Origin of the sequence: Pedobacter westerhofensis, from assembly GCF_900182595.1 — a bacterium.
Lineage (GTDB): Bacteria > Bacteroidota > Bacteroidia > Sphingobacteriales > Sphingobacteriaceae > Pedobacter > Pedobacter westerhofensis.
In genome coordinates this window covers 77,912-99,722 of record NZ_FXTN01000009.1, presented here as the reverse complement: position 1 = coordinate 99,722, position 21,811 = coordinate 77,912, and the positions used below count along the sequence as shown (strand labels likewise).

At 43.0% G+C, this 21,811-nt stretch carries 20 protein-coding genes, 1 tRNA gene and 1 riboswitch; of the genes, 14 read left to right on the top strand and 7 right to left on the bottom strand.

Annotation, left to right across the window (positions count from 1 at the left end):
• Positions 1-35 precede the first annotated feature (35 nt).
• Positions 36-136: riboswitch (SAM riboswitch) on the bottom strand.
• 404 nt (positions 137-540) lie between these two features.
• Positions 541-2,502 (bottom strand): glycoside hydrolase family 127 protein, encoded by a 1,962-nt coding sequence (locus FN831_RS17650; protein ID WP_142529511.1) that lies wholly within the window; start codon positions 2,500-2,502, stop codon positions 541-543.
• A 206-nt stretch (positions 2,503-2,708) separates the two neighbouring features.
• Between FN831_RS17650 and FN831_RS17645 the strand changes: the two genes are divergently transcribed.
• Positions 2,709-3,602 (top strand): LysR family transcriptional regulator, encoded by an 894-nt coding sequence (locus tag FN831_RS17645; RefSeq protein WP_142529510.1) that lies wholly within the window; start codon positions 2,709-2,711, stop codon positions 3,600-3,602.
• Positions 3,603-3,639: 37 nt separating this feature from the next.
• On the opposite strand, the gene FN831_RS17640 is transcribed toward FN831_RS17645, so the two are convergent.
• Positions 3,640-4,188, bottom strand: coding sequence for an acyl-CoA thioesterase (locus FN831_RS17640; RefSeq protein WP_142529509.1), 549 nt, complete (start codon positions 4,186-4,188; stop codon positions 3,640-3,642).
• 128 nt (positions 4,189-4,316) lie between these two features.
• Between FN831_RS17640 and FN831_RS28165 the strand changes: the two genes are divergently transcribed.
• From FN831_RS28165 to FN831_RS17625, 4 genes are read left to right on the top strand one after another with little or no spacing between them, the layout of a single operon-like run.
• Positions 4,317-4,595, top strand: a complete 279-nt coding sequence (locus FN831_RS28165; protein ID WP_246101609.1) for a TspO/MBR family protein — start codon at positions 4,317-4,319, stop codon at positions 4,593-4,595.
• Positions 4,487-4,804: a TspO/MBR family protein gene (locus tag FN831_RS28275; protein WP_262711888.1), complete on the top strand. Its 318-nt coding sequence runs from the start codon at positions 4,487-4,489 to the stop codon at positions 4,802-4,804. Before FN831_RS28165 ends, FN831_RS28275 begins: the two co-directional genes overlap by 109 nt.
• Positions 4,805-4,827: 23 nt before the next feature.
• A complete protein-coding gene (locus tag FN831_RS17630; RefSeq protein WP_246101608.1) occupies positions 4,828-7,149 on the top strand; it encodes a patatin-like phospholipase family protein in 2,322 nt (773 codons plus the stop codon).
• A gap of 37 nt (positions 7,150-7,186) precedes the next feature.
• Positions 7,187-7,717 (top strand): hypothetical protein, encoded by a 531-nt coding sequence (locus FN831_RS17625; RefSeq protein WP_142529508.1) that lies wholly within the window; start codon positions 7,187-7,189, stop codon positions 7,715-7,717.
• A 48-nt stretch (positions 7,718-7,765) separates the two neighbouring features.
• Here FN831_RS17625 and tamL read toward each other — a convergent pair whose 3' ends face one another.
• Positions 7,766-10,135, bottom strand: a complete 2,370-nt coding sequence (tamL, locus tag FN831_RS17620; RefSeq protein WP_142529507.1) for a translocation and assembly module lipoprotein TamL — start codon at positions 10,133-10,135, stop codon at positions 7,766-7,768.
• Here tamL and FN831_RS17615 point away from each other — a divergent pair.
• From FN831_RS17615 to FN831_RS17605, 3 genes are all read left to right on the top strand, one after another.
• Positions 10,126-10,875, top strand: a complete 750-nt coding sequence (locus tag FN831_RS17615) for a TrmH family RNA methyltransferase (RefSeq protein ID WP_142529506.1) — start codon at positions 10,126-10,128, stop codon at positions 10,873-10,875. The genes tamL and FN831_RS17615 overlap by 10 nt on opposite strands.
• Before the next feature lie 48 nt (positions 10,876-10,923).
• Positions 10,924-10,997: transfer RNA gene (locus tag FN831_RS17610), tRNA-Cys, on the top strand.
• A 36-nt stretch (positions 10,998-11,033) separates the two neighbouring features.
• Positions 11,034-11,216, top strand: a complete 183-nt coding sequence (locus FN831_RS17605) for a spore protein (RefSeq protein WP_090555001.1) — start codon at positions 11,034-11,036, stop codon at positions 11,214-11,216.
• Positions 11,217-11,288: 72 nt separating this feature from the next.
• Here FN831_RS17605 and FN831_RS17600 read toward each other — a convergent pair whose 3' ends face one another.
• On the bottom strand, positions 11,289-12,320 hold the full coding sequence (locus tag FN831_RS17600; RefSeq protein WP_142529505.1) for a quinone-dependent dihydroorotate dehydrogenase: 1,032 nt from the start codon (positions 12,318-12,320) through the stop codon (positions 11,289-11,291).
• 167 nt (positions 12,321-12,487) lie between these two features.
• Here FN831_RS17600 and FN831_RS17595 point away from each other — a divergent pair, with 167 nt between their 5' ends.
• Positions 12,488-14,407: an ABC-F family ATP-binding cassette domain-containing protein gene (locus FN831_RS17595; protein ID WP_142529504.1), complete on the top strand. Its 1,920-nt coding sequence runs from the start codon at positions 12,488-12,490 to the stop codon at positions 14,405-14,407.
• The gene (locus tag FN831_RS17590; RefSeq protein WP_142529503.1) at positions 14,407-15,672 is read left to right on the top strand and encodes a type IX secretion system plug protein; all 1,266 of its coding nucleotides are present in this window, start codon (positions 14,407-14,409) and stop codon (positions 15,670-15,672) included. Before FN831_RS17595 ends, FN831_RS17590 begins: the two co-directional genes overlap by 1 nt.
• A 28-nt stretch (positions 15,673-15,700) precedes the next feature.
• Here FN831_RS17590 and amyA read toward each other — a convergent pair whose 3' ends face one another.
• On the bottom strand, positions 15,701-17,188 hold the full coding sequence (gene amyA / locus FN831_RS17585; RefSeq protein ID WP_142529502.1) for an alpha-amylase: 1,488 nt from the start codon (positions 17,186-17,188) through the stop codon (positions 15,701-15,703).
• A 77-nt stretch (positions 17,189-17,265) separates the two neighbouring features.
• Here amyA and FN831_RS17580 point away from each other — a divergent pair, with 77 nt between their 5' ends.
• Positions 17,266-17,787, top strand: a complete 522-nt coding sequence (locus tag FN831_RS17580) for an acyl-CoA thioesterase (protein WP_142529719.1) — start codon at positions 17,266-17,268, stop codon at positions 17,785-17,787.
• Between the two features lie 69 nt (positions 17,788-17,856).
• On the opposite strand, the gene FN831_RS17575 is transcribed toward FN831_RS17580, so the two are convergent.
• Both FN831_RS17575 and holA read right to left on the bottom strand, forming a co-directional pair.
• Positions 17,857-18,261, bottom strand: a complete 405-nt coding sequence (locus tag FN831_RS17575) for an EVE domain-containing protein (RefSeq protein WP_142529501.1) — start codon at positions 18,259-18,261, stop codon at positions 17,857-17,859.
• 19 nt (positions 18,262-18,280) lie between these two features.
• Positions 18,281-19,306, bottom strand: coding sequence for a DNA polymerase III subunit delta (holA, locus tag FN831_RS17570; protein WP_142529500.1), 1,026 nt, complete (start codon positions 19,304-19,306; stop codon positions 18,281-18,283).
• 55 nt (positions 19,307-19,361) lie between these two features.
• On the opposite strand from holA, the gene FN831_RS17565 reads away from it, so the two are divergent.
• From FN831_RS17565 to FN831_RS17555, 3 genes are all read left to right on the top strand, one after another.
• The gene (locus FN831_RS17565) at positions 19,362-19,823 is read left to right on the top strand and encodes a type I restriction enzyme HsdR N-terminal domain-containing protein (RefSeq protein WP_142529499.1); all 462 of its coding nucleotides are present in this window, start codon (positions 19,362-19,364) and stop codon (positions 19,821-19,823) included.
• Between the two features lie 100 nt (positions 19,824-19,923).
• Positions 19,924-20,565 (top strand): response regulator transcription factor, encoded by a 642-nt coding sequence (locus FN831_RS17560; protein ID WP_142529498.1) that lies wholly within the window; start codon positions 19,924-19,926, stop codon positions 20,563-20,565.
• A 95-nt stretch (positions 20,566-20,660) separates the two neighbouring features.
• Entirely contained in the window at positions 20,661-21,752 is a 1,092-nt protein-coding gene (locus FN831_RS17555; RefSeq protein WP_142529497.1) for a DUF4856 domain-containing protein, read from the top strand.
• Positions 21,753-21,811 lie beyond the last annotated feature (59 nt).

Here is a 21,811-nt window from a genome sequence, read left to right as displayed (position 1 = left end):
ATAAATAAACTTATGCAGAGAGTCAGATGGAAATGATCTTATCTATCCGCATATTATAGCGGAAGGATTTAGCACCTTGTAAATACAGGTTGCTAAGACTTCACAGGGCCTTTCCCTCAGTCTTTCTGGATAAGTAAATAAATTTAAGAACTGTTTATTAAGAGCAAATATAATGATAGTCTACCAAATTAGTATAATTTATTTTATATTTTTTTATTTTGCAAAAGAAGACTGTATTGAATTGAACCTGAATGCTTAAATTAGCAGTTAATGCATTCGACCTAAGTACCGTTATATTTACTTTACAATCTGGTATACCATGCATTTGTCCTTCATATGTTATGCTGATGTCCTGAACCATCATTGTCCCATGGTTGCTGCACCCTTGCTGCACCCCTGTGGTGAACCAAGGGTGCAGCAAGGGTGCAGCAACCATGAGAAGAACGTGCTCCGGTACTGACTGAGTACATTTCAAGTACATGAAGAGACATCATATAGTTAATATGCGGACATATTGGTCTACACCTGCATGCCTGTCATTTACCTTGCCGGATGAGTGGGTACAGATAGCTTAGAGGAAGGGAACCAGACTGTCATTTCCCCTGCTCCGCGGTTCGCCCATCCATAATATGGAATTGCGGTAAACGCTTTGCTTTTGAGGATATTTACCCCTCCCAGCAAATCAGGTTCAAACTGGGCTTTAAAAACCATATCCGGGGGCAAAATCAAATTGCTAACCCTGCCTCCATTGTCTTTCCATTCAGCACAATAAACAAGCGGGCCCCGTTGCAAGGCTGATTTCCCAATATCATCCTTTACCTTTTTGCTGGCTACTACCTGCCGGACCTCCATCGGAAGATCCAGCTGTACAAGGTCATTTGGTTTCCATGTGCGGGAGATCACCGCATATCCGGCTTCAGTCTTATATTTCACTGCCTGTCCGTTTACCTTAATGACTATTGGTTTAGCAGCCTCTTTATTAAAACTATACAAATCAGAAGGAATAGCCTCATTTTTGATCCAGCCCGGAATGCGGAAACGCAATGTAAAATCCTGTTCTGCCTGAGGAATAATATGAAAAGTCAGCAATCCGTTCCAGGGATAATTATTCTGCTGATCGATTGCAACTGCCTGACCAGCGATCTGAAGTTCTGCCGTACCGCTAATATATAAATTGATATAAGTGTCTTTGTTGCGCTGCGCATAGATATAACCCGGAAGTGAGGGCAAAAAACGGGCAATATTGGTTGGGCAGCATGAGCACTCAAACCATCCCGATCGTCCCGCTTCAAGTTCTTTATGCGTAAAACCTTTTGTAACCTGCAGTGCATTGGTGTAAAAGAAGGATTTTCCATCAAGCCCTACCCCGGAAATCAGGCCGTTATACAAAACCTTTTCCATCACATCAGCATATTTGGAATCACCATGAAGCAGGAACATACGCTGGTTCCAGAAAACATTACCAATAGCTGCACAGGTTTCATTATAAGCAGTTGCATTTGGCAAATCGTAATCATCACCAAAACGCTCACCGTTTGGCACTGCACCTATCCCGCCCTGCACATACATCTTTTTAGCCACCATATTATTCCAGATCCGGTCGATTGCACGTATATAGGCTTTATCACCGGTAAGTGCTGCCACATCGGCCATACCGCTGTACAGGTACATTGCACGCACGGCATGTCCTTCTGCCTCATCCTGATCCGTTACGGGTTCATCGTCCTGGAAATAACTGCCGTTTTTCCATACATCAGCGCTCTTTTTATCATATACCCTTTTACCGCGTTCATCTATAAAGAATTTTGCGAGCTGCAGATAATCCTGTTTCCCGGTGATACGGTAAAGCCTCACCAGTCCCATTTCCACAATTTCGTGTCCCGGGGCCACGTGTCTTTTACCCGGGCCAAATGTTTGCACCAATAAATCAGCATTCCACAAAGCGATATCAAGAAAGTTGCGCTTCCCGGTTGCCTGGAAATGTGCAGCAGCAGCTTCAAACAGATGCCCGGAATTATAGAGTTCGTGACTCATGTTATTCTCCTCTACCCAACGTTCAGGGCCCGACCATTTATGCGGATGCAGTGGGTCTATCGTGCGTGCTGTATAAAGATACCCATCAGGTTCCTGTGCGTTTTTAACTTTGACAATCAGCGCATCTATATAGGCGTCAAGCTTCGCATCGGGATGCATGGCCAAAGAATAGGATGCACCTTCTATTGTTTTATAAATATCAGTATCATCAAAAGGAAACACCGTACAGAACTTTCCTTTCTTAGCTGCAGCCATTTCAAAGTTCTTTACCCTGCCTGTGTTTTCACAGCGGGCAAACGAAGCCGGAATGGTTACCCTGCGGTTTGTCTCTATCCTTGGCGTCCAGAAAGCATCATCCAATTTTACTTTTGTAAAGGATAAGGGCTGTATTGGATAATCCTTCTGCTGCCCGTAAGCCAAGCTATTGATGGCCAGTCCCAGCAGTACTAAGATTGCTTTACACTTCATATCTCTAAATTTAGTAAATCATCAGTCTATTTACATAAATATTTTATAAGCCGGACAGATTTGATACACCTATGCTTCTTAATATCTTGATATCAATGCATAATGATATTAGCTATCCAGCATAACCGGGGCAACAGAATTATGATTAATTTTGCGCCAGCTATTATCACAATAATATGCGGGGTATATTTTTGAGCAAATACAATATGGTAAATTTAGAATGGTACAGAACGTTTAAAGCAATTTATAAAACCGGAACCCTTACCGGAGCAGCACAATCGCTGTTTATCTCGCAGCCGGGCGTAAGCCTGCACCTGAGTTCACTTGAAAGTTACATCGGCTATAAGCTTTTTGACCGCACCGGCAGGAAAATGGTGCCCACAGAAAAAGGTAAAGTGTTCTATAATTTTATTATCGAAGCCCTTGCTAAACTGGAAGATGCTGAAAAGAACTTTCAGCGCAGCACAGAAAAGCATACCCCCACCATCAGCGTTGGCATGTGCTTTGAAACTTTCCAGATGACCCTGGAACCTTATGTATCATCCTTACCGTTTAACCTGATCATACAGTTTGGAGATTATCCCGAAATGCTGGAAAACCTGGAGAAGGGTATCCTGGACCTCATCATCACTCCGCAAACGGGGGCAACGAACAATATAGAGCATGAAGCTTTTTCTTCGGAAAGGATTGTGCTGCTGGGGGGTATAGATGTAAACCAGACAGCCTTTGATGCACTGCTGGAAAAGGGCGACAAAAATGCAATCCTGGAATGGCTGGTTCAGCATAAATGGTATGGTACCACCGGGGACATGGAACATCTGCGCAGGTTCTGGCAGCTCAACTTCAATAAATATCCTGATTTCCGGCCCAACTACATTGTACCCAATATCAACTCAATTGTGCGCTGTTTGAGTGGCGGCAACGGCCTGGCGGTCATCCCTAACCATCTGGGCAAGAAAGAAATAGAAGATGAACAGGTAAAAGTAATCTGGGAAGGCAGCCCCATCCTGGAGAACACGCTGTATTTTGCCACGCGAAAAAAGAACCCATATCCTGAGGAATTGCAGTGTATTAAAGAACTGATCAGAAAAGTGATGTAACAGAGGCTATGTGAGATAGCGCTCAGCAGATCATATACTAAAGAGAGATCTGGCAGCGCTCATTCTGTAATACGTCCAGGAAGCTGTCGCGGTCGTACACCTTTTTCAGCAATGCTTCTTCCTTTTTATAATTGTTCTTCAGCTCTTTCCTGTCCATTGCCTGCGAAAAACGCCTGATATCATCCTGGCTTTTCAGCGTTAGCCCCGGTACCTGCTTGGGTTTATTATCATCTCCTATAGCTACCATGGTAAAATAACTGGTATTTGTATGTTTTACTACATGTGTTTTCAGGTTTTCTGATATTACCCTGATCCCGATGATCATTGAGGTATTGCCGACATAGTTTACCGAAGCCATTAGGGATACGAGTTCGCCCACCTCAACAGGGGCAAGAAAATTCACCACATCAATAGAAGCTGTGATACAGTAACCGTCAGAATGTTTAGCCGCACAAACGTAAGCCACTTTATCCATCAGGCTTAAAATAATACCCCCATGTATCTTACCACCAAAATTTGAGTAAGAAGGGATCATGAGTTCAGTAAGTGTGATCTGGGAATCTGAGACAGCCTTAAAGTCTTGCATTGAGCTTGGGATTAGGCCTGCAATTTAGTTTTTTTTGCATGACAGACAAATCTGAAGGGCATGATTATTGACGAAAATATGTACCCGTCAGCTGTATCAGCCCTTCTGCCGAAGCCAAATCCAAAAATATGCCCGTTCAAAAAAAACGTTTCCAAGCCCTTCCTTTTTTAGTCAGCCTGCTCATCACTATGATTTTTGGTGCCCTTGGCGGGCTCATTACGATACGATCAGTAAAGACCTGGTACCCGGGCATTGCAAAGCCTTCCTTTGATCCGCCAAACTGGCTTTTCGGACCGGTATGGTCAACATTATTTGTAATTATAGCTATTGCTGCCTATCTGGTGTGGACACAAAGAAAGCACATCGCACACTTTGCAAGAACTGTGGCGATTTTCAGCTTATCCTAAACCTGGGATGGTCGTTCCTCTTTTTTTATAATCATTTGATAGGTGCGGCACTCATTGAAATTGTGGCCTTGCTGGCTGCAATACTCATCAATGGACTGGTCTTTTATAAAATTAATAAAACTGCCGGATTACTCTTTATTCCGTATTTCATATGGGTTAGTTTCGCCACGCTGCTCAACTATAATATTTTTATTTTAAATCAGGTCTGAAAGAAAACCTGTAATTTAGGAAGGTGATCGTTTCAAGGACATTCATATTCTTCCTCATCTGTTTCTGGGCATTTCACGCTGATGGCCAGAAGGTGGGCCTTGTCCTTAGCGGTGGGGGTGCTAAAGGACTGTCACATATCGGTACGCTGAAGGCCCTGGAAGAAAACCACATCCCGATAGATTATATTACAGGTACCTCCATGGGCGGTATTGTTGGCGCTTTGTATGCTGCAGGGTATTCGCCGGCGCAGATTGAAAAGATAGCGCTGACCACAGAGTTTCAGGACTGGGTAAATGGCCGTTACAAGAGCGATTACAGTTTCTATTTTCAAAAGAGCAGCACCAATGCATCGCTGATCACGGCAAAAATACAGGTAGATACTGCACTGAGAATGAGCATCAGGAATAACCTGGTAAACGATATCCCATTAAATTTCGCTCTGATAGAGCTGCTCTCACAGGCATCGGCGATCGCCAAGGATGATTTTGACAACCTGTTTGTTCCCTATCGCTGTATGGTGTCTGACGTGTTCTCTCAGACCAGTATAACGGTAAAGAGCGGAAGCCTGGCCGAAGCCGTACGCGCTACCATGACCGTCCCCTTAATTTACAGACCGATAAAACTTGATAATAAATATGTTTTTGATGGTGGATTATACAATAATTTCCCTGCCGATATCATGCAAAAGGAATTTAAGCCCGATTATATCATTGGCGTGAATGTATCTGCAAAGAACTTTAAAGAATATCCAAAAACAGGGGATGAGCGGCTGATGAACCGCCTGATGATGTTTATGTTTCTTGCCAAATCAGATTCAACGCTGATTGGCAGTAACGGGACATATATCCAGCCTAACCTGCAGGAATACAGTTCCAGCAATTTCTATCCTGTGGCCGAGCTGATCAAAAAAGGATATGACGCTACCATGGCCGACATGCCGAGACTTTTGCAGGCGGTACACAGAAGAACGGATCCAAAAGACCTTGCGCTCAAAAGAAATGCTTTCAACAACAAAAAGCCCCAGCTCAGGTTTAATGAAGTAGTAGTAACAGGTGTTAACAGTCAGCAGAAACGTTATATCCAGCGCCTTTTTAAAAGAGACAAGCCTACATTTGACCTGGCAGACATCCGCCAGGGATATTATAAACTTGTTGCGGATGAAACATTTGAAACCATTTATCCGAAAATCTCCTATAATCCCTCATCAGACAGCTATACCTTCGAAATTGTAGCCCAGCCTAAAAGCAGCTTTAAACTGGACCTTGGCGGCAACATTTCCAGCAGGCCGATCAGCACGGTTTTTCTTGGATTACAATACAACTACCTGGACCGTAAAGCTTACACCTTTGGGACAGACTTTTATTCAGGCCGGTTTTACGAGTCAGCACAGCTCAATGCAAGGATCGACTATCCTTCACGCCTGCCCTTCTTCCTGGCGGCCGAGCTTACCTATAATCACTTCAACTATTACAACACCAGCAAGATCTTTATAGAGAACCCTCATCCAACCTACATTGAGCAGTCTGACAGGAAGATCGAGATCAAGGGAGGGATACCGCTCAACAGGAATACCAGGATTACACTGAGCACCTCGTTTATCAATAACGATGACAATTATAGCCCCACCAACAGCTTTAATACCGGCGACATTTTAGATCAAACCATCTTTAACGGGCTACGGTCCAGCCTGGCCTTCGAGCAAAATACTTTTAACCGCAAACAATATGCAAACCGGGGGCGCAACTTTCTGTTTGTCGCAAACTTTTTCACCGGGAAGGAGAATTATACACCCGGGAATATATCACGTAATGTGCCGTTGGCAGCCGGCGATATTGCAGTTATCCGCAAGTTCAGGCAATGGGTAAGCTTTAAAATCAGCGATGAGAATTATTTCTTTCATGAGGGGCGTTACACACTGGGCTATCTGGCCGAGGGGGTAATATCCAATCAGCCATTGTTCTCAAACTACTATGCCACCTTACTGGCGAGCCCGGCCTTTTATCCCTTACAGGACAGCAGGTCATTGTTTCTGGAAAAGTTCAGGGCATCAAGTTATCTAGCCGGCGGACTGAAAAACGTTTACCGCTTGCGGAGGAGCATAGATTTCAGGGTTGAGGGTTTTGTATTTCTGCCTTACCAGGAAATTACTCAGATGGGGTTTCAGGAAGTGAAAAACTCTCCTACCTTTAACCGGCTGCATTATGCAGGTACTGCCGGGCTGGTTTATCACACTCCCGTTGGCCCTATTAGCCTTAGCTATAATTTGTATGATGATCCGATAAAAAGAAACGGCATTTTGTTACATTTGGGTTATCTGATCTACAATAAAAGATCCATAGAATAACAAAAATATATCACAAGGATAAAGAATTAAATATCAAATGAAAACGATCTTCTACTGTTTGTTACTCTCACTGATCTCCGTATCAGCTTTCGCCCAGAAATCAGATATCAATAATTTTATTGTAAAGGAAAGCTTGCTGAAGAACAGTAAGCTTGCTATTATTGCCGCAGACTCGCTGGAGCAGCCCGTAGAAACCATCAACGGCTTATATACGTTTACAGTAAGCGGCTTTACACAGCCGCTAAAATTTAATGACGGGGTAGCAATCCTGCCGATGCAGCTTGACAAATCATCCTTTGTTTATATTAAGCACCAGAATGATGCAGGAACGCACAGCAAGCTGCTATATATTTATAAAAAAGACGGCAGCCTGAATCCATTTACCATCAACAGCCTTTGGCTTGTGCTGTTCCCCCTGATCCTGATCTTCCTGGCCTTTGCCTTCAGGAGACTGATCATCATTGTAGTGATCATCCTGCTGGTTTATATCTATTTTAATCATAGCAATGGACTGCATCTGTCCACTTTCTTTGAATCTATCTTTGATACGTTGAAAAGGGCATTTTAACAGAAGAAGAAGGATCGGCTATCACATCTGGGAAAATCTCTGACAGGATTAGAAGGGTAGTCCGATACCAAAATTGTACTGAAAGAAGTGGTATCCATCGGGACTGTTTTTCAGCTCATAATCGCGTTTGAAGTCTTTGCTGCCATTGAACAGTTTCCCGATCACCCATTGATCTGAAGGGTCAAACTGCGGGTCTCTAAGCTTAAGGCCAACATCGAAGCGGAAGATAAAATACTGCAGGTCATACCTTAAGCCCAGTCCCGTTCCGACACCAATCTGGTTGCCAAGGTTTTTGAAGTCAAAATAGGTTTCGGGCTGTGTATTGCCGGAAGAGATGTTCCATACGTTACCTGCATCCAAAAATGCCGCACCATTAAGTTTGGAGCCAAAGAAATTGTCCAGAAGCCTCCAGCGATATTCAAGGTTAGCCTCGATATGCATCTGCCCAAGCTGGTCAATACCATAGAGGGTACTTCTTGCTTCCTCCGTTGTTAACCTGTCACCACGGTTGTAATTACCAGGCCCCAGAGTTCTGGCCTGCCAGGCCCTTACGCCACTTGCACCACCAGCAAAGAACAGCTTTTCGAAGGGAATAGCAGTAGAATTTCCATAAGCATAACCTACACCGCCATTAATACGTGCAACAAACTGCCTGTCGAGCCCCAGGTTTTTATACCAGCGGATGTCTACTTCCGGGCGGACATACTGGTTGTAGGGAAGCCCCAGGATACTCGCATAGTCGCCCGCAGCCGGGTTATGTTTGCTTCCAAAAAGTTTATTGGCAGCGCCAAGCCCGTTACCGGCAATATCAATATTCCCCCTGAAGTATACAAAGCTGTTGCCAGGCAGCAGTAACTTATTCCCGTTTAGCGTATACGCATATTTCATTCCCAGGGTGATGTCCTTTCTTGCCAGCAGTGTGATATTATAGCGGTAATCCTTGTAAAGCTGCTGTCCCTCTACGGCGTTTGAATCAATCAGCAGGCCACCAAAGCGGTATTCAAAGTTAAGTGGCGTAAATGAATGCAGTTTCGATTTGGTTTCTACCCACTGGTATGTAAGGGAGTTGAGGAAAACGCGGCGAACAAATAAATCTTTTTGCAGGGAATACACATAACTGGTAGAAAAGATAGTGTAGGGCATTCCATTCTTGCCCATCAGGGGAATATCAAATGGAACCATCAGCCGGGGAACGGCCAGACTGGTACTTAAAGAGAAATCACGCTGGTAAATATCGTTGAAAAGAGATCCCTGGCCTATTCTGGACTGTAAACCGCCCTTGATCTGAAATTCAAAACGCTCTGCGCCCCTGAAAATATTGTTGTTGACGTAGGTATTGCTGAGGGTAAAACCAACTGTACCGGCGTTAAACGGCAGTTCTCCCTCTACCCTGTTGCTCATTCGTTTTTGCGGTGTAAGCTGAATAACAGGCTGAAGCTTTGCACTGTCTTTTGCCTTTACATATTCGATCTTTACGTTTTTAAACACGTTTAGCTCATAAAGCCTGTCATAGGTGAGGTTTTCTTTCGAAATATCGTAGGTCTCGCCCATTTTGATAAAGTCGTACCTCACCACAGGGTTTCTTCTGAAACGTTTTGACAAATCGGTATACCTGATCCCCCTGAAGATTCGTTCATTCAGTTTAATAGAATCAGGAAAACCCTCGGTAGTGGGCGCAATGACAATATTTGTTTCACCAATTTTATACTGCTTATGTTTAGTGGAATCGGGGTCATCGATATACATCACCACATGGGTTGTGCTGTTACGGAACGCTGAATCTACCGTGAACCTGACGTAAGGACGTGAAAAATCATAATATCCGTGTTCTTTCATTACCTGATAGACCTGTTCGCGCTCATAGGCCAGTGAATCATCATCATACTGCATATTCTCATGCAAATGCGAGAACCTGAATTTTCCGTCCATGTATACCTTACGTACAGCAGAATCCGGTATTGAATAGTTCACTTTTGCAATACGAAATGCAGGCCCGGTAATGGCTTTAAAATCTACCTGGGCACGCTGCTTTTTAATGAGGACTTCTGACTTTACTTTTGCCATGAAGTAACCCTTGCTGATCAGAAATTTCTCAATCTGGTTCCTGGAGATCTCTACCAGTGTACTGTCCAGCAGCGGAGCAGGTTTACCTACCGACTTAATTTTGAAGAGTGTATAAAAAATATTGTAAAGCCCTACATTGATACCCAGCCGCGAAGCAGGACGGATATCTTTCTGGATATAGTTGAGCGCCTCCTCTTTATACTTGCCGGGAATACTGTCTATTTCTACCTTTTTTACGATCGCCTGGTTATCTTCAATCAACTTTGTAGAGGAGCAGGCGCATATAAAAAGAATAATAAATAGTAATATTGCGGGAAACTGGAATTTATTTTTATAAATAGGATATGCTTTCAAAGTCTCAGATAGGGTTTATAAAATCATTACATCAAAAAAAGTACCGTAAAGAGCATGGGATATTTATTATCGAAGGAATAAAATCAATTGCAGAGTTTATTCCAGCAGACTATCAGATCCATAGTGTATATTTTCTGCCACAATATCAATCTTTACTACCTAAATTGCCAGCAAATATAAAGTTATTTGAAGTAACGAGTGCCGAACTGGAAAAGATAAGTACACTACAGGCTCCCCAGGGTATACTGGCACTGGTTAATATTCCTGAAACATCTGCGATTGATCAGAATACACTAAGAAATAATTTTTCCCTGGTACTGGATGGCGTGCAGGACCCGGGAAATCTGGGCACTATTATCAGAACGGCCGACTGGTTTGGAGTAAAACATGTGATCTGTTCTTCCAATACGGTTGAAGTATACAATCCTAAAACGGTACAGGCCACAATGGGATCACTGTGCAGGGTGAAGGTTAGCTATCATGAACTGCCGGAACTGCTGCAGGGCATTGACATACCTGTGTTTGGTGCAATGCTCAACGGCAGCAGCCTGTATGAAACCAAGTGGGGCAGCGAAGGACTGGTGGTCCTGGGGAACGAAGGACAGGGTGTTACTCCCGAAATTGTGAATTTAATCAGCCATCCGGTAACTATTCCAAGAGTTGGACAGGCTGAATCATTGAATGTTGCGGTATCCGCAGCAATATTCTGCGCAGATATTAGCAGAAATTTGAATAAATAAATTGCATCTTAAGTATTAATTGCTATTTTTGCAGCCTGAATTTCAACAGGTCGAGTGGCCGAGTGGCTAGGCAGAGGTCTGCAAAACCTCGTACAGCGGTTCGAATCCGCTCTCGACCTCCAGATTTATTTAAATTAAAAAAACTAAAGGTTAAGACCATGGCAGTTACCAGATTAAAAAGAAAAGACAGACAAAACCACGTAACTTCACGTTTAGAAGTTAAAACGTTGAAACTAGCTACAAACATCGAATTAGGCAGCCGTTCAAAACAGTCTAAAAAAGATCAGTTAGCTAAAAACAACCTGTTGTTAGATCAACTTTCTGCAGCTTTAAGAGCATAAGTTCTTTTTGTAAAAAAACAAAAAACCTTTCAGGATATCCTGAAAGGTTTTTTTATGCGCTTATATTTTTTTTTAATTCACAAGCTCCTTACAGATCCTTTTTACAATGCCCGGGCCTTCGTAGATAAAGCCAGTGTATAACTGCACGAGCGAAGCACCTGCTTCCAGTTTATCTTTGGCGTCCTGCGGGGAATGTATCCCTCCCACCCCGATAATCGGGAATGCCTTATTTGATTTTTCAGATAAATAACGGATTACCTCCGTTGAGCGTTGTGTCAGCGGTTTGCCGCTTAATCCACCTGTTTCAGTAGCGTGTTCCGCAGCGTTGTACAATCCGCTTCTGTCTATCGTAGTATTCGTAGCGATTACGCCGGCAATTCCCGTTTCCTTCACAATGTCAACAATATCATCCAGCTGCTCATTGGTCAGATCTGGCGCAATCTTTAACAGGATCGGCCGCACAATACCGTTTTTATGGTTGCGTTCCTGCAGCGTCTTTAAAAGCAGGGTTAAAGGCTCCTTCTCCTGCAACTCCCTTAAGCCCGGCGTATTCGGAGAACTTACATTGACTACAAAATAGTCTACAACATCAAACAGGCGGTCGAAACACTTCACATAATCATTTACCGCATCTTCGTTAGGCGTATTTTTGTTCTTTCCGATGTTGCCGCCAACTACAATAGTTTTGTCCTTCGCTTTCAAGGCACGCAGTCTTTCGGCAAGTGTATCCACGCCTTTATTATTAAACCCCATCCGGTTGATCAGTGCCGAATTTTCGGGCAGCCTGAACATCCGCGGCAAATCATTGCCGGGCTGCGGCAGCGGCGTTACTGTACCCACTTCAATAAAACCAAAGCCCAGGTCGCTCAAAGCTTCTACATATTCTCCGTTTTTATCAAAGCCGGCAGCTAATCCCACCGGGTTTTTAAACCTGATCCCAAACACCTCACGCTCCAGTCCTTTAACATGAATATCAAAGCTGCTGCGCAAAATGGTCTTTCCCAACGGGAAGTGTTCATGAAACCACTTCAGTCTCTTTACCACAAAATGGTGAACTTTCTCAGGATCGAACTGAAAAAATATAGGCTTTATTAAACGATACATGCCACGAAGATAAAAAAATGTGGTCAGTATATTAATCAAAAAGATCGGCACCCATGCCCGGTACAGTTCAAAATTACCTGATCATGTAATAAAATCGTAGAAATTAAGCTGAGATGCTATTGAATATCAAACAAAATGCGCCTAAAAATTGTATTTTTGCAGCCAACATGATTTCGATAAACGACTTAACATTCCTCATAGGTTCAAGGGCTTTATATGATGAAGCGAACTGGCACATTAAACCAGGAGAAAGAATTGGCCTTATTGGTGCCAATGGAACGGGAAAATCCACTTTATTAAAAATAATCGTAGGAGAGTACGCACCTTCTTCGGGCAGTATTTCCATGTCTAAAGACCTGAAAATCGGTTACCTGAACCAGGATCTGCTATCTTACGAATCCCACCATACGATTTTGCATGTTGCCATGGAAGCTTTTGAGCGCCAGAACCAGATACATGACGAAATTGAAGAGCTGTTAAAAAAGATAGAAACTGACTATTCTGAAGAAGTGCTGAACAAACTGAGCGACAAGCAGCAGGAGTTTGAGGCTTTGGACGGTTATAACATTGAGTACAAAGCTAATGAGATCCTTGCCGGTCTGGGTTTCAGCACTGCAGATCAGCACCGCCCGCTGAATACTTTTTCAGGAGGCTGGAGAATGCGTGTCATGCTGGCAAAAATCCTTTTGCAAACACCGGATATCCTTTTACTGGATGAGCCTACCAACCACATGGATTTACCTTCCATCAAATGGCTGGAAACATATCTTGCAGGATTTGAAGGTGCAATCGTGATTGTATCCCATGACAGGTACTTCCTGGACAAAATCGTTAACCGTACGGTAGAATCGCGCAAGGGAAAGCTAACCACGTATGCAGGAAACTACACCTTCTACCTGGAAGAGAAATCGCTTCGCGGCGAGATTCAGAAAGGTGAGTTCAAAAACCAGCAGGCCAAGATTAAACAGGAAGAGAAACTGATCGAGCGTTTCAAAGCCAAAGCCAGCAAGGCTAAAATGGCACAGTCGCGCATGAAAGCACTGGACAAGATGGAACGCGTAGAGGATGTGGACGACGATAACCCAACAGTAAACTTCAGCTTTAAGTTTACCAAACCTTCCGGCCGGCACGTGATCAGGATTGAAAATGCCACCAAGAAATATCCGAATATAGATATCCTTGAAAATGCCGAAGCAGTTATCGAAAAAGGTGATAAAATTGCCCTTATCGGTGCCAATGGTAAAGGAAAGTCAACCCTGCTAAGGATGGTTGCAGGCGTAGAGAAATTTGATGGTACCTGCGAGACTGGCCACAATGTAACTACAACTTTCTTTGCACAGCACCAGCTGGAGTCGCTCCACCTGGGAAACAGCATCCTTGAAGAACTGCAGGCATTTGCGCCGAAACATACAGACACAGAGTTAAGGGGCATCCTTGGCTGTTTCCTGTTCACCGGCGACGATGTATTCAAGAAAATCAAAGTCCTTTCAGGAGGAGAAAAATCAAGGGTAGCCCTGGCAAAGTCGCTCACAACAGACTCTAACTTCCTGATCCTGGATGAGCCTACGAATCACCTTGACATCCAGTCTGTAAACATCCTGATCCAGGCCCTTAAACAGTTTGAAGGAACTTTCATTGCCGTATCCCACGACAGGTACTTCCTGGATAACGTAGCCAACAAAATCTGGTTTATCGAAGAAGAACAGATTAAACAATATCCGGGTACCTATGCCGAATACGAAGTCTGGAACAGCAAACGCGTGCCGCCTGTTGCAAAGAGTATCCCTGTAAAACCTGCGGAGAAAGAAGTAAAACCTAAAGCGGAACCAAAACCGGTTACGGTGAACAGTCAGCAGCAGCTAAAAAAACTGAACGACCAGCTGCAGAAGATTGAACAGGAAACTGTCCAGCTGGACAAAGATGTGAAAGCTGTTGAAGCTGAACTTGCCGATGAAAAAGTATACAGCGATAAGGCTAAACTGGCCGAGGCAAATAAAAAATACCAGACAGCAAAACAGTTGCTTGACACTGCCCAGAACAAATGGGAAGAGCTTGCCGCTGAGATTATGGAACTAGAAAGCAACTAATGATCAAAACGGGGGTATTGCTCTTTTTAAGTTTGTTCATCCTTCAGATTGCCTGCGCACAGCAGCAATTTGTGTACGATAACCAGGTGTATAATTCACAGATCAAAACCGTACAATGCTACAATGCCCAAAAAGAGCAATCCCTTCCTGTAATCACACTCGGTTCTTCCGAGCAGTTGCTTTTTTCTTTTGACGACCTGCGTGGCGGCAGTAAAAACTACTGGTATACGGTGGAACACTGCACCTACGACTGGAAATCTTCGGGTATTTCTGCCCTGGATTATCTTGAAGGAACTACCGAAGACAGGATTGTAGATTATGCCTATTCTTCGAAGACCCTTCAGAAATTTACGCATTATACGCTCAGTCTGCCAAATGACCAGATTAAGCCAAAGCTTTCGGGAAATTATCTGCTCAAAGTTTATGAAGATGGTGATCAAAAGAAGCCCGTTTGTTCACAACGGTTTTTTATTGCAGACAAACAGGTAAATATCGGGACACAGATTTTACCGAGCAATGAGGTATCACTAAGGTTCAGCAACCAGAAACTGAACGTAACCGTTACTTATACCATCAGCATTCAAAATCCCTATCAGGACGTAAAGATGGTACTGCTGCAAAATGGCAATCCCTTAACAGCTAAACTGAATACCAAACCTACGTTTGTGAAACCTGGTTCACTGATTTACAATGACCTGGCGAGCAACGATTTTTCAGGCAGCAATGAATTCAGGAAATTTGATTCGCGCAGCGTTCGTTTTAAAGGGGAGCATGTGCAGGATATATTTACAGACAGCACCAATAATGTGGTCTTATTTCAGGACCTGAACAGCAATGCGCCCAAATACACACAATTTAACGATGACAACGGGGCTTTCTTTGTCCGTAACCAGGACAATATCGACAACGATAGCGACAGTGATTATCAGCGCGTACTATTTACGCTGAATTCAAAAACCCCTTCTGACAACGGGAATATCTATGTAGTGGGCAGGTTTAATAATTATACCCTCACTGAAGAAAACAAACTCAAATTTGATCCTGTAAAAAAGAAATTCTTTGCCAGCCTGTACCTGAAACAGGGCGTATATGATTATCAGTACACATGGAGGGACAACTCTTCCGGCAAAGCCGACAATACTACTTTTGAAGGTTCTTTCTTTGAAACGGAAAATGACTACCAGGCCTTTGTTTATTACCGCAGGCCCGGCAGCCGCTGGGATGAACTGATTGGTTACAATCTGGTCAGCACCGTACAAAAGTAAACTACAGCCATATTAGGCTGAAGACCAATTAGTTTTTACGCACCCAGATAGATACGCTGCCTGCCTGGCAGAAGAAATCCCCCCATCCGTCGTCACCAACTGTTACTTCTTCGGTTCTGTGACCAAGGGCATCTACGAAAACCTTACCCGCTTGTGCCGGCCCCATTTCCATATGTTTAGATCCTTCTTCTCCATTACTTAATACTACAGCTACCCCAGAATTTTCCTGCTCTGCAGTTCCTTCTCTGGTAAAACCAATGCAGTTTGGATGATCAAAGTATTCCCGTTGAATTCCATGTGCAGCATCCCTTCTTGTTCTGACCATTACGTCCAGCTGGGGCACACCAATCAATTCTACATCTGCATCATTTCCATCATTGTCTTTATCTATGTATTTTGCACCATACAGATCCGGATAGAAGACACATGGTATTCCCTGTTCCCTCAATAGGATCAGCGCGTAAGCCAGCGGCCTGAACCAGAAATCCACATAAGCCTCCAGCGATTGCAGCGGCTGTGAGTCATGGTTATCCACAAATGTTACCGATAGCTGGGGGTGTGATTCTACCAGTGTATCATTAAATATCTTGCTTAGATCATAATCGCTTCCCTGTTGTCCGGCCTGGTAAAAATTATGGTGCAGCATGGAATCAAATAACTGCATCCTTCCTTCTGTAAGATCTACATAATCCCTTAGTTTCTGCACATCATCCAGTATCCAGTTTTCTGCAACGATAAAGAAATCTTTGTCGAATTTAGCTTTCATATGATCCAGCCATTCTGCCAGGTATCTTGGAGAAATATGCTTTACGGCATCAAGCCTGAACCCACCCATACCACAGGTTTCATAATACCACTCGCCCCATCTCTTTAACTCTTCACGGACAGCTTTATTTCTGAATTCAATATCATTGAACATCAGGTAATCATAATTTCCCATTTCATCTGAGGGAACATCTTCCCATCCGTCACCATATTCATTTTGAATAGAGAAAATCGCAGTTTCCTGAAGGTCCTCCGCCCAGTCGATACCACTAAAGCATCTTTTATCCCAGATAAATTCTGAGTATTTACCTTTTCTTCCCGGAAAAGTGAATTTTGTCCATGCTTCTATTTCAAACTGATCAGAAGTAAATTCAGCACGGTTATCCGGATTTACACGTTTAACAGGTACTTTCTCCAGTTCATCTGCTCCGGCTTTGTGATTGAAAACCACATCGGCAACAACCATGATTTCCTGATCGTGCAAGTCTTTTATGGCCTGCAGATACTCTTCTTTGGTTCCATATCTTGTAGGAACACTGTTCTTCTGATCAAATTCTCCCAGATCGTACAAATCATAGCAATCATATCCTACAGAGTTGCTACCTTCAGTACATTTATAAGCCGGCGGAAGCCATGCTCCTGTTATGCCTATATCTTTGAGTGATTTAGCCTCGGATGAGACTTTTTTCCATAATTTTAATTCGTCGTTGTAATACCAGTGGAAGTACTGTATCAGGGTTTGATTGATCATTATTTCTATATACGTTTTTTGTATGAGCGCAGAGAGATAACATGAAGTGTTAGTTTTTGTTTACTTTTGCAGCCAATATGGGCACAATAGCTAAACATCCTAAAAATTCACTGACGGTGATGAATGAATTGGTTTTACCAAATGATACCAATACATTAAACAATTTAATGGGAGGCAGGTTACTGCACTGGATGGATATCGCCGCAGCGATCTCCGCACAGAAGCATTGTAACCGGATTGTCGTGACAGCTTCCGTAGATAACGTTTCCTTTCAGCATGCAATTAAACTTGGCGATGTGATTACTATTGAGGCTAAAGTAACCCGTGCTTTTCATACCTCAGTAGAAGTAAGAATGGATGTATGGGCAGAAAACATTCCATCGGGCAGCCGTATTAAATCCAACGAAGCCTTTTATACTTTTGTAGCTGTAGACCAGAGCGGCCGGCCGATTCCTGTACCTGAACTTTCCCCTGAAACAGAAGAAGAAATTGAATTATTTGCGGGTGCTTTGAGAAGAAGACAATTGCGCCTGATTTTAGCAGGGAAGATGGATGCAAGTGATGCCAAAGAACTGAAAGCATTATTTTTCAAGGATTAAGAGCTTAATTGTGGGATAGCTCTCCTCGCATTACAAGCAGCAACAATCAGGCAAATGAAAGGCAGCTGTTTAGCTGCCCATTTCAAGAATCTTATCGAACTCAGTCGCTTTCAGCTGCATCACGGACAATCTGCCCTGTTTTATCAGCGATATCTCTTTGAGGCTTTCTTCAGCCTTGATCTGTTCCAGTGAAACAGGATTCTTAAGCGTTTCCACGGGCGAAAGATCTACAACAACCCAGTTGGCATCATCTGTAGTCGGGTCCTGATAGAACTCTCTGACTACCTTCGCAATTCCTACTACATTTTTTCCCTCGTTGCTATGGTAAAAAAGAACAAGATCGCCCTCCTTCATCAGCTTGATATTGTTGCGGGCCTGGTAGTTTCTTACACCGTCCCAAAAAGTACGACCGTCCTTATTAAACTGATCCCAGCTATATTTGAAAGGTTCTGATTTAACTAAAAAATAGTTCATTGTATGATTTAAACGTAAATTAATGTATCATTTTAAACAGCAGTTCTTTTAGCAGTTCACCATCGGTAACATTGCCTGTGCTATCTACACCTTTGCTTTTTAAGTCGTATTCCCGAAGGAGACTGATAATATCAAAGGTCTTGTTAAGGTTGTAGTTACGAGCAGCAACTTCATAATCCTTTACGAAGTATGGATTTACACCGAGTTCTTTAGCCGCATCGTTTTTATTCTGCAGATAATGATATTTAAGAATTTTGGAGAAATAAGAGTTGAGATTGGCCATGACCATCACCATGGGATTCGCTTTAGGATTATCTGCGAAGTAGTTGATAATTTGGTTAGATTTAAGGACATTCCTGGCAGCCAGGGCCTTTTGCAATTCGAATACGTTGTATTCTTTACTGATCCCAATATTCTTCTGGACAAGATCAGTGTCAATAGTCGTATCCTTGCTGATATTGAGCATTAGTTTTTCCAGTTCATTGGAAATTTTGGACAGGTCTGCCCCCAGGTATTCGGCCATTAACGCTGAAGCCTGCGGAGCGATCTTCATGCCCTTTTCTTTAACCAGTTCTTCAATCCACTGGGCAAGCTTATAATCCCTAACCGGATCCGATTGAAATACTACACCATTTTTAGTGATAGATTTAAAGATCTTCTTGCGTTTGTCAAAATTCGCATACTTAAATCCCAGTACAAGAATGGTACTGCTCAGCGGATTTTCGAAATAATTCTGCACAAACTCAGCTTGTTTGCTGCTTCCTTCCGTTTCTTTAGACCACTTGAGGTCCTGTGCCTCTTTCACTACAATCAGCTGGTAATCAGACATCATCGGATATCGTTTTGCCGCATTCAGGATCGTAGCCATATCCGTATCCTTACCATACAGAACTGTCTGGTTAAAGCCCTTCTCCATCTCATTCAGAATATGCTGTTCCATATAATGGATGATCTGGTCAATGTAATAAGGTTCTTCACCATGTAAGAGATATACAGGCTTAAACTTTTTAGCTTTAAGGTCTTTTATAATATCGGAAGCACTCATAAATTATTCAAATGTAACCCCTTAAAACTAATTATTAAAGGTTATTTTTGCACAAATGGCATTTACACCAACAGCACTGAACCTCCCGCCCTATCCTTTCAGGATTACACTGAAAGAAGAGCAGCATTTCATCTTTGATGAGGTAAGGAAAAAGCATCTGGTTCTAACACCGGAGGAATGGGTGAGGCAGCATTTTATCCACTATCTGATCAGAGACAAAAAATTCCCCCGGTCTCTTATACAAATTGAAGGGGGTCTCAGTTTAAACCAGTTACAAAAGCGGACGGACATCGTGATCTTTAACACTGCCGGGGAAAGGATCATGGTGATTGAATGCAAAGCCCCCACCGTTAAGATATCGCAGGGCGTGTTTGATCAGGCTGCCCGCTACAATTCTGTACATCAGGCCAAATGGCTGGTAGTGACCAATGGACTAAAACATTGTTATGCGCAGATTGATCATGTGACCTCTAAGTTTTTGTTTTTTCAGGACCTGCCGGAGTACAGCTCGTTATAAGCACTCCCAAATTATCTCAAAAATTATCTTGTTCCTGAAGCAACCAAGCTCAGTTGCATCACGTAAGCCTGTTTAGAACCAGACTTAATAACACACCCACGTGATCAGAATACTTATCGCCGATAATCAAATGTTAACCCGTGAAGGGATAATTTCCGCCCTGGCATCGCAAAAGGACATGGTTATAACTGGCAAAGCCAGCTCTCCGGAAGAGTTGAAACAACTGATCTGGGCATTAAAACCAGATATCGTTATTATGGATCCTAATTACGGCCGCGATTATTCTCCTAACGATATCCAGAATATCGGTGCAATGTTTGATTCCGTCAGAATCTTAATACTGGCCAACAGGCAAAGCAAAAACGATATTCTTGAAACCATCAACTATGGTATCAGGAATTATGTCTCCAAGGAATCCACAGTTGATGAACTTCTGGAAGCGATACATGCCACTGTAAAAAGGGAACAATACTATTGCAAGAAAATTCAGGAAACGCTTTTCGGACATACATTGCCACCCAGAAAGGTGGATGGTACGCCTTTGCTCTCTTATCGTGAAACTGAAATTATTCACTTAATCGCTGAAGGCAAGGCCAACAAAGAAATCGCAGAAAAGCTATTTTTGAGCGTTCACACGATAAAAACCCACCGAAAGAATATCATCAAAAAGCTCGGCTTCACGTTTAAGCATGCGTCAGAACTGATCTTTCTGCTCAGCTACTTAAACGACATCTTTATTTAGACTCATTATGAATATACCTCCTCGGGGGTATTGCTTCCGAAGGTTCCCAAATCTAAATTTGCGTTATTATAAAATCAACTTATATAAACGCAAATATGAAAAGAAAATTTACAGCACTCGGTTTTTCGGCACTGGTACTTTTGATTGCAGGCTGCAGCAAGGATTCTGCGCCAGATGAAACTATTCCGGTTTATACGGTTCCAACAACTTATAATTTTGCGAACGTAGATCTAAACGCTTCCAATACTGTTCTGGGAATGGTTACTGAAATGGGTACAGTGATGAGAAATGCAACAGTTGGCCCGGTTGATGGCGTAAAGCTCAAAGCGATGCTAACAAACACAGGTGCTCCTTTTGCTACCGCGGCTTACAATACCTCGGGTTTGCAGATCAACAGTCAAACAGCCCCGTTGTTCCAGACAGATGTAATCGGGTTTATTGACAGCCTTGTAAAAGTTAGCCAGTCTGCAACAGCAGCCAGCAGAGGTGTTGCCGGAGTGGGTGCGAGTACAGCGAATGCAGCCACAAAATATGCTCTTACCGGTACGGGCATTAACTACGCACAGATATTCAATAAAACGATCATGGGCGGGCTGATCACCTACCAGATTGTTAACAATTATATGGACAGTGGTATCAGCAGTTCGGTGAATAACACAACGGTAGTGACAGGTAGCGGAACAGCCATGGAACACAACTGGGACACAGCTTTCGGATACTGGGGAGTCCCTATTGATTTCCCCACCAATAAAACGGGTGTTAAATTCTGGGGAAGTTACAGTACCCAGGTAGATTCGGGCTATAAAGCCAATAAAATCCTGATGGATGCCTTCCTGAAAGGAAGGGCAGCCATCAGCAACAAGGATGACAAAACGAAACTTGCACAGGCAACTATCATCCTGGAGACTTTTGAGAAACTTACAGGCGCTGCCGCCCTTCAGGAGGTTAAAGAAGTAAAAGAGTCTATCAATGATAATATCGTAAGGAACAGCAGGCTTTCTGAATGTTATGGATTTGTTTATTCTTTGAAATACAATCCTAAGAAAAAGATAACAGATGCAAAGATTAATGAGATCCTGGCTTTGTTCCCTAAAAACTTTTACGACCTGACACTTACACAACTAAACAGTATCAGAGATGCGATTTCAGCCCAATATGGGTTCGACAGCGTCAAGGATATACTGTAAATCCTTTATACAAAGTTTATAATAACAACCAGCCGCAATCAGATGCGGCTGGTTTTAAA

Coding starts and splice junctions, on each gene's coding strand:
- FN831_RS17595 (WP_142529504.1), top strand. CDS start 12,488: ATGATTTCGATAAACGACTTAACATTCCTCATAGGTTCAAGGGCTTTA.
- FN831_RS17615 (WP_142529506.1), top strand. CDS start 10,126: ATGCTTTCAAAGTCTCAGATAGGGTTTATAAAATCATTACATCAAAAA.
- FN831_RS28275 (WP_262711888.1), top strand. CDS start 4,487: ATGGTCAACATTATTTGTAATTATAGCTATTGCTGCCTATCTGGTGTG.
- FN831_RS28165 (WP_246101609.1), top strand. CDS start 4,317: ATGCCCGTTCAAAAAAAACGTTTCCAAGCCCTTCCTTTTTTAGTCAGC.
- FN831_RS17645 (WP_142529510.1), top strand. CDS start 2,709: ATGGTAAATTTAGAATGGTACAGAACGTTTAAAGCAATTTATAAAACC.
- FN831_RS17575 (WP_142529501.1), bottom strand. CDS start 18,261: ATGAACTATTTTTTAGTTAAATCAGAACCTTTCAAATATAGCTGGGAT.
- FN831_RS17625 (WP_142529508.1), top strand. CDS start 7,187: ATGAAAACGATCTTCTACTGTTTGTTACTCTCACTGATCTCCGTATCA.
- FN831_RS17565 (WP_142529499.1), top strand. CDS start 19,362: ATGGCATTTACACCAACAGCACTGAACCTCCCGCCCTATCCTTTCAGG.
- FN831_RS17605 (WP_090555001.1), top strand. CDS start 11,034: ATGGCAGTTACCAGATTAAAAAGAAAAGACAGACAAAACCACGTAACT.
- FN831_RS17555 (WP_142529497.1), top strand. CDS start 20,661: ATGAAAAGAAAATTTACAGCACTCGGTTTTTCGGCACTGGTACTTTTG.
- amyA (WP_142529502.1), bottom strand. CDS start 17,188: ATGATCAATCAAACCCTGATACAGTACTTCCACTGGTATTACAACGAC.
- FN831_RS17590 (WP_142529503.1), top strand. CDS start 14,407: ATGATCAAAACGGGGGTATTGCTCTTTTTAAGTTTGTTCATCCTTCAG.
- FN831_RS17600 (WP_142529505.1), bottom strand. CDS start 12,320: ATGTATCGTTTAATAAAGCCTATATTTTTTCAGTTCGATCCTGAGAAA.
- FN831_RS17580 (WP_142529719.1), top strand. CDS start 17,266: ATGGGCACAATAGCTAAACATCCTAAAAATTCACTGACGGTGATGAAT.
- holA (WP_142529500.1), bottom strand. CDS start 19,306: ATGAGTGCTTCCGATATTATAAAAGACCTTAAAGCTAAAAAGTTTAAG.
- FN831_RS17650 (WP_142529511.1), bottom strand. CDS start 2,502: ATGAAGTGTAAAGCAATCTTAGTACTGCTGGGACTGGCCATCAATAGC.
- FN831_RS17640 (WP_142529509.1), bottom strand. CDS start 4,188: ATGCAAGACTTTAAGGCTGTCTCAGATTCCCAGATCACACTTACTGAA.